Source organism: Peribacillus sp. YIM B13481 (assembly GCF_042787985.1).
Taxonomy (GTDB): domain Bacteria; phylum Bacillota; class Bacilli; order Bacillales; family DSM-1321; genus Peribacillus; species Peribacillus simplex_A.
Window position 1 is genome coordinate 1 of record NZ_JBHZPE010000109.1, and the last position, 4,381, is coordinate 4,381.

The 4,381-nt window shown below is 40.9% G+C and carries 4 protein-coding genes; all 4 read left to right on the forward strand.

Features of this window, described 5'->3' with window-relative positions:
* The first annotated feature begins 314 nt into the window (after positions 1–314).
* Genes mraZ through ACFX4X_RS25225 form a run of 4 tightly spaced genes read left to right on the forward strand, consistent with a single transcriptional unit; the run spans position 315 to position 4,276 of the window.
* Complete coding sequence (gene mraZ, locus ACFX4X_RS25210; RefSeq protein ID WP_061462319.1) at positions 315–746, forward strand: division/cell wall cluster transcriptional repressor MraZ; 432 nt, start codon at positions 315–317, stop codon at positions 744–746.
* A gap of 52 nt (positions 747–798) precedes the next feature.
* Positions 799–1,731 carry a 16S rRNA (cytosine(1402)-N(4))-methyltransferase RsmH gene (gene rsmH, locus ACFX4X_RS25215; RefSeq protein WP_377387587.1) on the forward strand — a complete coding sequence of 311 codons (933 nt, stop codon included), beginning with the start codon at positions 799–801 and terminating at the stop codon, positions 1,729–1,731.
* A gap of 32 nt (positions 1,732–1,763) precedes the next feature.
* Complete coding sequence (ftsL, locus tag ACFX4X_RS25220) at positions 1,764–2,120, forward strand: cell division protein FtsL (RefSeq protein ID WP_061462321.1); 357 nt, start codon at positions 1,764–1,766, stop codon at positions 2,118–2,120.
* A gap of 2 nt (positions 2,121–2,122) precedes the next feature.
* On the forward strand, positions 2,123–4,276 hold the full coding sequence (locus tag ACFX4X_RS25225; RefSeq protein WP_377387591.1) for a penicillin-binding protein: 2,154 nt from the start codon (positions 2,123–2,125) through the stop codon (positions 4,274–4,276).
* Positions 4,277–4,381 lie beyond the last annotated feature (105 nt).

Consider the following 4,381-nt stretch of genomic DNA (forward strand, 5'->3'; position numbering starts at 1 on the left):
TATCGAATGAGAATTGTCTTTTTTTAGTTTGATTAACCGTACTAGTTAGAAAAACGTGAGTTTTTCAGCAGCCTCGTTAAAGCCTGTCTTTTTTTTGGTTCCAGGGCACTTGACTGGCAGTACTTCGACAGAAATAGTGGGACTGCGTCTTAGTCTGAGTCCATTCGAGTGGAATGCAGGTTTCAATAAATAAATTGACTAAATAAACTTAAGTTGAAAAGAAGGTAATTTTTACTTGGAAGGAGAAAGTAAAAACAAGTGGAGAAAGGTGGGGGAATGTGGTACATTGAGATTAGAATGTGGGGGTAGTGGGTATGTTCATGGGAGAGTACCATCATAACATCGATATAAAGGGCCGTTTGATAGTTCCAGTGAAATTCAGGGACGATCTCGGGGAGCAATTTGTCCTTACCCGCGGACTCGATCAATGTTTATTTGGTTACCCTATGGAAGAGTGGAAGCTGCTTGAAGAAAAGCTTAAAGCCCTGCCTTTAACAAAAAAAGATGCCCGTGCCTTTACCCGTTTTTTCTTTTCTGCAGCTACAGAATGCGAAATTGATAAACAAGGGCGAATTAATATCCCCACGCCGCTTACTTCATATGGCCAATTGGAAAAAGAATGTGTAATTCTTGGTGTTACCAATCGTATTGAGATTTGGAGCAAATCCCTTTGGGAAAACTATTTTTCAGCTTCGGAGGATTCTTTCGCTGAGATAGCAGAAAATATGATTGGCTTTGATATTTAAAGCTGCCCTCAAAAATAGAGTCACTCAATAACTGATTGGAAGGATGTCTAGCATGTTTCAACATACAACAGTGTTATTAAAAGAGACGGTTGATGGATTGAACATCAAACCTGATGGAATTTATGTGGATTGTACTTTAGGAGGAGCCGGTCACAGCGAATACTTACTTTCACAGCTCTCTGACAATGGTAGGCTTTATGCTTTTGATCAGGACGAAACGGCAATTCGGAATGCTAAGGATAAGTTGGAAAGATTTGGCGAACGTATTGTTCTTGTTCCTAATAATTTTAAATACTTAAAAGAAGAGTTGAATGCCAGGGGAATCGAGAAAGTAGACGGGATTCTTTATGATTTAGGTGTGTCATCCCCACAATTGGATACACCGGAACGTGGTTTCAGTTATAACCATGATGCACCATTGGATATGAGGATGGACCAAAGTGCTGCCATTTCTGCCTATGATGTCGTGAACACCTGGTCATTCCATGATTTGATGAGAATTTTCTTTCAATATGGAGAAGAAAAGTTTTCGAAGCAAATTGCCAGGAAAATTGAAGCAGCTCGTGAAATAAAACCGATTGAAACGACGTTTGAGCTTGTAGAACTAATTAAGGATGGGATACCGGCCCCAGCAAGGCGTAAAGGCGGACACCCTGCGAAACGAGTTTTCCAAGCAATAAGAATCGCTGTGAATGATGAACTTGGTGTCTTTGAAGATTCCTTAGAGCAAGCCATATCGCTTTTGGATAAAGAAGGGAGAATATCTGTCATTACATTCCATTCTCTTGAAGATAGAATTTGTAAAACGGTATTTAAAAAAGCAAGTAGCTTGCCAGACCTTCCACCGGGACTTCCAGTTATCCCGGATGAATTCAAACCGCCTATGAAAATAATTACGAGAAAACCGATTTTACCTTCAGAAGAAGAATTGGAAGGAAATAATCGTTCCCGATCGGCTAAGCTAAGAATCGCCGAAAAGCAATAATTACAGAAAAAAATCAGTAAGGGGGAACATGAATGAGTTCCATAGCCAAAAAAATACAAGAACAGCAAAATGAAGACCAACAGCAGCAACAGACACATCAGACAGTGGTCATCCGTAAAGCGAAGATATCCATTGGTGAAGTTTTCTTACTATGTGCCCTTGCTATCATGGTTACTTTTATGGGAGTGAAAATAGTCTCTAATCAAGCGGACATTTATGAAACGAATAAAGAAATACAGCTAGTGGAAAATTCAATTGAAGAACAAGGAAAAGTGAATGATGATTTGAAAGTGCAGGTTGCTGAACTTAGTACATACGAAAGAATTTGGAAAAAAGCTGCAGCTCTAGGGTTCAAGTTAAATGAGAATAATGTGAAGGGTGTGCAGTGATAATGCAGAAACAAAAAAATATGAAGCATGGGGCAGCCGGATTATTTTTCTTATTCGGCCTGCTCTTTTTTGTATTAATCTGCCGCTTTTTGTATATTGAGGTGACTGGTACCGCAGGCGGGGAAGTATTGGCTTCGAAAATCGACAAGAAATATCAAAAAACACAGAGCATAAAAGCAAAAAGAGGTAGCATACTCGATACAAAAGGTGAAGTCATCGCCGAGGATACTTCCTCCTATATTTTAAGGGCTGTACTCAGTAAAAAGGAACCTGAGCATGTCAAAGATCCGGAGATGACTGCGAAAAAGCTTGCTAAATATATCGACATGGATGAACAGGACATCTATGAAAGGTTAACGAAAAAAAAGGCATACCAGGTAGAGTTCGGTAGTGCCGGCAAGGATCTGACTCAGGTCGTCAAGCAGAAAATAGAAAAATTGGAACTGCCGGGAATTACATTCGGAAGAACCAATAAACGTTTTTATCCTAATGGAATCTTCGCATCCCATCTGATTGGCTATGTAGAAAAAGATGAAAAAACGGGAGAAACGGCTGGTAAGTTCGGCATTGAAAAGTACCTCAATAAACAATTGCAGGAAACAAACGGGGAGCTGACATATGACAGTGACTCTTGGGGCTTCCTTTTGCCAGATACAAAGGAAAAGGTGGTTGCTCCGGATAATGGCAATGATGTCATGCTTACCATCGACAAGAAAATACAAACGCTCCTGGAAGATTCGATGAGCAAAGTGCAACAAAAATACGATCCCGAGGAAATCATAGCGATTGTTTCCAATCCCAAAACAGGGGAGATTATGGCGATGGGGCAAAGGCCTTCCTTCAACCCAACAACGAGAGTCGGGCTAACGGATACATGGCGTAACCTGGCTATTGAAGACTCCTTTGAACCGGGATCAACCATGAAAACATTCACCCTTGCCGCGGCTGTTGAGGAAGGGGTCTTTAATCCAAATGAAACTTTTGTTGCAGGAACTTACAAAGCGGGTTCAGGGGAAATTCATGATCATAGCGGAATCGAAAGAGGGAAGAGCATGACCTTTCTTGAAGGGGTTCAACGTTCTTCTAACGTCGCTTTTGCTACTCTTGCAATGGATAAGATCGGAGCGGATACTTTTCGTGAGTATTTGACAAAGTTCGGTTTCGATAAAAAAACTGGGATAGATTTGCCGAACGAGATAACCGGTAAAATTCAATACAAGTATAAGCTTGAAAAAGTTACCACTTCCTTTGGACAAGGTTCGACCGTTACGCCGATTCAACAGATCCAGGCTGCTTCCGCAATAGCCAATGACGGTAAAATGATGCAGCCGTACGTGATAAAAAGCATTTCCGATCAGGATACCGGAAAAGTTTTGAAAACGACAAAGCCGAAAGTGACAGGGGAACCGATTTCGGCAGAAACTGCAAAACAAGTCCGAGACTATTTGGAAACGGTAATTTCTGCGAAAGAAGGAACAGGGAAAAAATATGCCATTGATGGATATGAAGTAGCAGGGAAAACAGGAACGGCACAAATTGCTGGTCCGACAGGTAAATATTTAGAAGGGAAAAATAACTATGTATTCTCCTTTTTAGGTATGGCTCCAAAAGATGACCCGGAGTTGGTCATGTATGTGGCGGTCAAGCAGCCGAAATTAGGTGTATCTTATGTCGGGGCTGATCCTTTGTCAGAGATATTTAATCCTGTCATGCAAAATAGCCTGCAATATCTGAACATAAAACCTTCTGATGTTAAAAAACAAAAAGCCAATAAAATCGTTGACTATACGAATCAAACCGAGAGTTCAGCGGTCAAAGAGCTGAAGGATCTTGGCTATGATGTAAGTACGATCGGAAGTGGGCGTAAAGTGCTCGACCAATCCCCGAAAGCCGGTAGTACCCTATTACAGGGTGAAAAAATAATCTTGAAAACCGAAGGGGAAATGAAAGTTCCTGAGATGAAGGGATGGTCCTTGCGCGATGTCATGAAATTAGCTAAGGTTGCAAAACTGGATCTGAAAACTACAGGAACTGGCTATGTGAGTAAACAGGGTATCGAAGCTGGGAAAAAGATGAAGGAAGGAGATACCTTCAATATTGAATTAACCCAGCCTAAAGCTGCAGAGGATATACCGAATAAAGAGAATACAGAGTGATGATAAAGAGGGAATCCAAACGGATTTCCCTCAGTTTGTAGACAAAAGGGGTTCGGAATTAAAAAATTCCGAACCCCTTTTTGAGATTCCCTTTGAATTTTTGCC

Excerpts from the sequence above, each read along its gene's own strand:
- mraZ (WP_061462319.1), top strand. The coding sequence starts at position 315 with ATGTTCATGGGAGAGTACCATCATAACATCGATATAAAGGGCCGTTTG.
- rsmH (WP_377387587.1), top strand. The coding sequence starts at position 799 with ATGTTTCAACATACAACAGTGTTATTAAAAGAGACGGTTGATGGATTG.
- ftsL (WP_061462321.1), top strand. The coding sequence starts at position 1,764 with ATGAGTTCCATAGCCAAAAAAATACAAGAACAGCAAAATGAAGACCAA.
- ACFX4X_RS25225 (WP_377387591.1), top strand. The coding sequence starts at position 2,123 with ATGCAGAAACAAAAAAATATGAAGCATGGGGCAGCCGGATTATTTTTC.